Origin of the sequence: Streptococcus sp. (assembly GCF_019414905.1) — a bacterium.
In the GTDB taxonomy this organism is placed as follows: domain Bacteria; phylum Bacillota; class Bacilli; order Lactobacillales; family Streptococcaceae; genus Streptococcus.
The window spans coordinates 1-4,521 of the sequence record NZ_DXLC01000165.1 but is presented as its reverse complement, the minus strand read 5'-3'; the positions used below and the strand labels follow the sequence as shown (position 1 = coordinate 4,521).

4 protein-coding genes are annotated in these 4,521 nt (G+C 38.3%); all 4 read left to right on the top strand.

What is annotated here, in order from left to right:
- The coding region (locus QZ359_RS04855; RefSeq protein ID WP_293963412.1) for a TOPRIM nucleotidyl transferase/hydrolase domain-containing protein at positions 1-658 on the top strand (658 nt) is incomplete at its 5' end.
- Positions 659-742: 84 nt separating this feature from the next.
- Positions 743-1,963, top strand: a complete 1,221-nt coding sequence (locus QZ359_RS04850) for a DNA cytosine methyltransferase (RefSeq protein ID WP_293963410.1) — start codon at positions 743-745, stop codon at positions 1,961-1,963.
- A gap of 71 nt (positions 1,964-2,034) precedes the next feature.
- A complete protein-coding gene (locus QZ359_RS04845) occupies positions 2,035-3,612 on the top strand; it encodes a hypothetical protein (protein WP_293963408.1) in 1,578 nt (525 codons plus the stop codon).
- Between the two features lie 117 nt (positions 3,613-3,729).
- Positions 3,730-4,317 carry a DNA-directed RNA polymerase subunit delta gene (rpoE, locus tag QZ359_RS04840; RefSeq protein WP_000418401.1) on the top strand — a complete coding sequence of 196 codons (588 nt, stop codon included), beginning with the start codon at positions 3,730-3,732 and terminating at the stop codon, positions 4,315-4,317.
- Positions 4,318-4,521 lie beyond the last annotated feature (204 nt).

Sequence of the window (4,521 nt, the reverse complement as noted above, 5' to 3'; positions counted from 1 at the left end):
AATAATTTGTACAACCCATTCGCCATATATGATTGATTTAAGTAGAAAGGCAGGGCAAGTTTTAAATTATCTATCAATTAATCTTGGCGAAATTAGTATTATAAAAAATATAGCATTTAATCATGAACAAGCATTTAAAGAATTGCAGACAGAAGATAAAAGTTACGTAAAAATGCTACTAAAAATGGATGATTATTTGTCAAGAGTATTCTTTGCTAAAAAGGTATTAATAATTGAAGGAGATACTGAGGAGCTTGTGCTTAGAGAAACAATATTAGCTGCTCCAGAAGATTTGAGGAAAAAAATCAAGTGTGACTGGCAAATTGTACGTGCAAGAGGGAAACCGGTAATTATTTCTGTAATCAAGTATATGAAATCTATGGGAATTATACCTTATGTTATGCATGATAGAGATGCAGGAACACCTGGAGCAACGAAATATAATGTCCCTATTAGAGAAGCTTTAGATTGTGATTCACAATTATTTGTTTTAGAGGAATGTATTGAAGATGTTTTAGGATATACAGCTCCTAGTAGTGAAAAACCTTATAGTGCCTTTAAATATATGCGGGATAATTGGATAACAGAAGATAGTTATGATTATGATAAAGTTCCAGAAAAATGGAGAAGTATTTTTGAGAAAATATTTAAAGATTGATTAAATGCTAAAATATTCTCTATTATGAAAATCAACTTTTTTAAATGTATCTATGAATATGTTCATTAGAAAGCAGGTTACTACATGACAAATTCTGTAAGTTCGAACCGCTCTGAGAAGTACAACATTGCAGCTTTCTTCTCAGGTGTTGGGGGAATTGAGTTGGGATTTGAACAGACCAACGAGTTCAGAGTGGTGTATGCCAATGAATTTGATAAGTATGCGCGTCAGACTTATCAGTTAAACCATCCAGATACCTATTTGGATGGTCGTGATATTCACGATGTTCAGCCAGGGGATATTCCAGCTGAGCGCGTGGATGTGATTATGGGAGGTTTCCCATGTCAGGCCTTTAGTATTGCGGGTTATCGCAAAGGCTTTGATGATGATCGTGGCGATCTTTTCTTCGAATTGCTTCGTATGATTGAAGGGCGTAAACCTCGCGCTATTTTCATTGAAAACGTCAAAAACATGGTAGGTCATGACCACGGCAATACCTTCAAGGTTATTCGTGAAGCTTTGACCGAAAACAACTACTTTATCAAGTGGAAGGTTCTCAACGGAAAAGATTACGGAAATATCCCACAAAACCGTGAACGTATCTACATTGTTGGCTTTGATACCAAGGAAGCTTATGATTTGTTTGAATTTCCAGAGGAAATCAAGCTCACGACTTCTCTTCAAGACGTCATTAACTTTGGTGATAAGCTAGATGAGGTCTACTACTACCGTGAAGGCAAGCAGAATTTCTACGACCAGTTGAAGTTTGAAGTGACTAGTCAAGATACAGTTTACCAATGGCGCCGTCAGTATGTCCGTGAAAATAAAAACGGTGTTGTCCCTACCTTGACAGCCAATATGGGAACAGGTGGGCACAACGTTCCATTGATCCTGACAGACAGTGGTGAGATTCGCAAGTTGACACCGAAAGAAACCTTTAATGTTCAAGGATATCCTAAATCCTTCAAAATCCCTGAAGGGGTTTCTAACGGTCAGCTATACAAGCAGGCTGGAAACAGTGTGGTTGTTCCTGTGATTAAACGCATCGCAGGAAATGTTGCCAAGGCTTTGAACGAAAGCCAAGGGCAATCTCAACTTAACCGCTCAGGAAAATTCGCTATTATCTACACCAAGATGAATGGACAATTTGAAGGGCAATCCTATGTCAAGGACTTTGTAGATAGCTGTGATCAAGCTCTTGAAAAAATCAAATCTTATGACGATGGTTTAGCGGTTTTATCAGACGAAGATTATTTGAGATTTGTAAAAAAACAAGGCAAACTTGAATTTTACAGCATTAATTAACGAATGTATAAAGAGGGTTAGTGAAAAACTAATCTTCTTTTGATATACTGAAGATAGAAAAGAGGGCGCTTATGTGGGAACATCTAAAGTCTGAACAAAAAGACAAATACAAAACCTTAATTACCAACTTCGCTAGCTTGAGCCAAGCTTTCTCTCAAAAGGCAGAATCTGAAGATGAGGGACAAACAGAGAATTATGTGGCTCCGATTGTTAATTCTAAATTTCAAGAAACAGTCTTCCAGAAGGCTTTTAATGCGGTTGGGGAAGATATTGCCAATACCTCCTATGATGCCTCTGTCGTTGTGGATGAAAATCATAAATACCTAGTGGGTATTAAATCTTTTGGGATTAATTCTGGAGACCAAAAGATCGCTCAGTTTAAGAAGGACTCTCAAGATTGGACGGACTTGCTGGGTGATATCAAATTCCATGCAGATATCTCAGCAGATAAAGAAACGGCAGACAAGGGAAACTATCAACGCTATAAAGAGTTGGCACGAAAGATTGCGACCTTAAGAAATCAGAGAATCGAATCTTCTAAGGCACAAATTAAGGGGTTTAACTCAGATTCGGTCAATGTTGAAGCTGTTTATCACGTTCTGATGCCGACACCAAAGGGAGAAAATCCTAGGATTTTTGTTGGCGAGACGACTTATTTACCAGTTGATATTGATAATCTAGTCATTGAAGGATCAACTACTAAAAATAATCCAACTAATTTTCGATTTACGGATGGGCAACACCACTACAAGTACACGGCAGCTGACAGTCAGCTCCACATGACTTTTAACAATAAAGATATTGTGGTAGATACTTGGGACGTCCATTATATTGAAGATCCTTTTTCTCTCTTTGAAAACCTTCATTTACTGACCGCTGAAAAGAGACAATCTGATATCTTAGAAACGGTGTCTTGGGTTATCACAGACAAACATGGGAATGTGGAAGAAAACTCGGGCTTTAATGCCTTTAATGGTGGTTCAAAATTAGCTAAGAAAGATCGTCTGCCACGGATTTTAAAGATTCAGGAAAAATTCAAAAACAGTCTCGCTCCAGAAGAACTAGCTTTTGTGACTTTTTCTTTAGAAGAAATCCTCTTGAAAAAGTGGACTAGCAAGGAAGAAAAAATTCAGATGAAGGCGATTCGTGAGGACTTGATTCACTTTGTCCACAATACTGGCAATAAAAAACTCATCAAGGAGATTGAACAGCTGGTTTATCGTCCAGTTAGTGAAGTTTACATTCCTCTGCCAGACTCTAAGAACTTTCATGACGAAAGGCCAGACTTCTTTGGTCCTAGATTTGGAACTTTTGAACCCAGCACTAAAAAACTAGCTCTACCCAAAGAAGAAAGAACTTTTAAACTACGCTTCTTACCTTCTGGAGATGTCATCAATGCCTATATCAACCAAGAAGCTGGCAAGGCAATCCAGTCAACTGATAAACAAGAAATTCTTGGGAATTGGATCTTACGTGGTGTTTTCCAGTTGAAGGAACGAGAGGTCTTGACGGGTCAACGACTCAATGAACTGGAAATCAACGGTATTCGTTTAACCAAGTTTAAAAATGGGGAAATAGGTATTGAATTTATCTGGATTGATACTGAAAATCCACCTCACGATGCCATCGGATGGGTAGCAAAGAAATAATTCTCCCCCTTAACCTTTGACTATTCTGCAAAATTATCGTAAAATAAAGAGTAAATGATAAAATGAGGTCAGAGTCTGTTCGCTCTGGCGATAGTAGTATAAATGAGGAGAAACGCTTTGGAATTAGAAGTATTTGCTGGGCAAGAAAAAAGTGAACTATCTATGATTGAGGTAGCGCGTGCTATCTTGGAACTTCGTGGTCGCGATCACGAGATGCATTTTAGCGATCTTGTAAACGAAATTCAAAACTACCTTGGAACATCAAACAGCGATATCCGCGAAGCTTTGCCTTTGTTCTACACAGAGTTGAACTTTGACGGTAGCTTCATCTCACTTGGAGACAACAAATGGGGACTTCGTTCATGGTATGGTGTAGACGAAATCGACGAAGAAATCATCGCTCTTGAAGAAAATGACGACGATGAAGTAGCACCAAAAGCTAAGAAAAAACGTGTCAATGCCTTCATGGATGGTGATTCAGATGCCATTGACTACAATGCAGATGATCCAGAAGATGAAGATGCATACGAAGCAGATCCAGCTCTTTCATACGATGATGAAAATCCAGATGATGAAAAAAATGAAGTGGAAGCTTATGATGCAGAAATCAACGAAATCGCTCCTGATGACTTGGGTGAAGACGTGGATCTCAACGAAGACGACGACGAGTTTTCAGATGATGATGCTGAAAATATCGAGGAATAAAAGTTAGCTATTGACAATTATCCTATTTTTAGGTATCATATTGTTCGGGCACCTCTTTTAGAGGTCGGGGCTCCCTAGTTCTTAGGGAGCTATTTTTGTTTTTTCAAGAAGTTATCTTCTTGTATTTTATACTCAATGAAAATCAAAGAGCAAGCTAGGAAACTAGCCGTAGGCTGCTCAAAACACTGTTTTGAGGTTGTAGAT

Excerpts from the sequence above, each read along its gene's own strand:
- QZ359_RS04850 (WP_293963410.1), top strand. The coding sequence starts at position 743 with ATGACAAATTCTGTAAGTTCGAACCGCTCTGAGAAGTACAACATTGCA.
- QZ359_RS04845 (WP_293963408.1), top strand. The coding sequence starts at position 2,035 with ATGTGGGAACATCTAAAGTCTGAACAAAAAGACAAATACAAAACCTTA.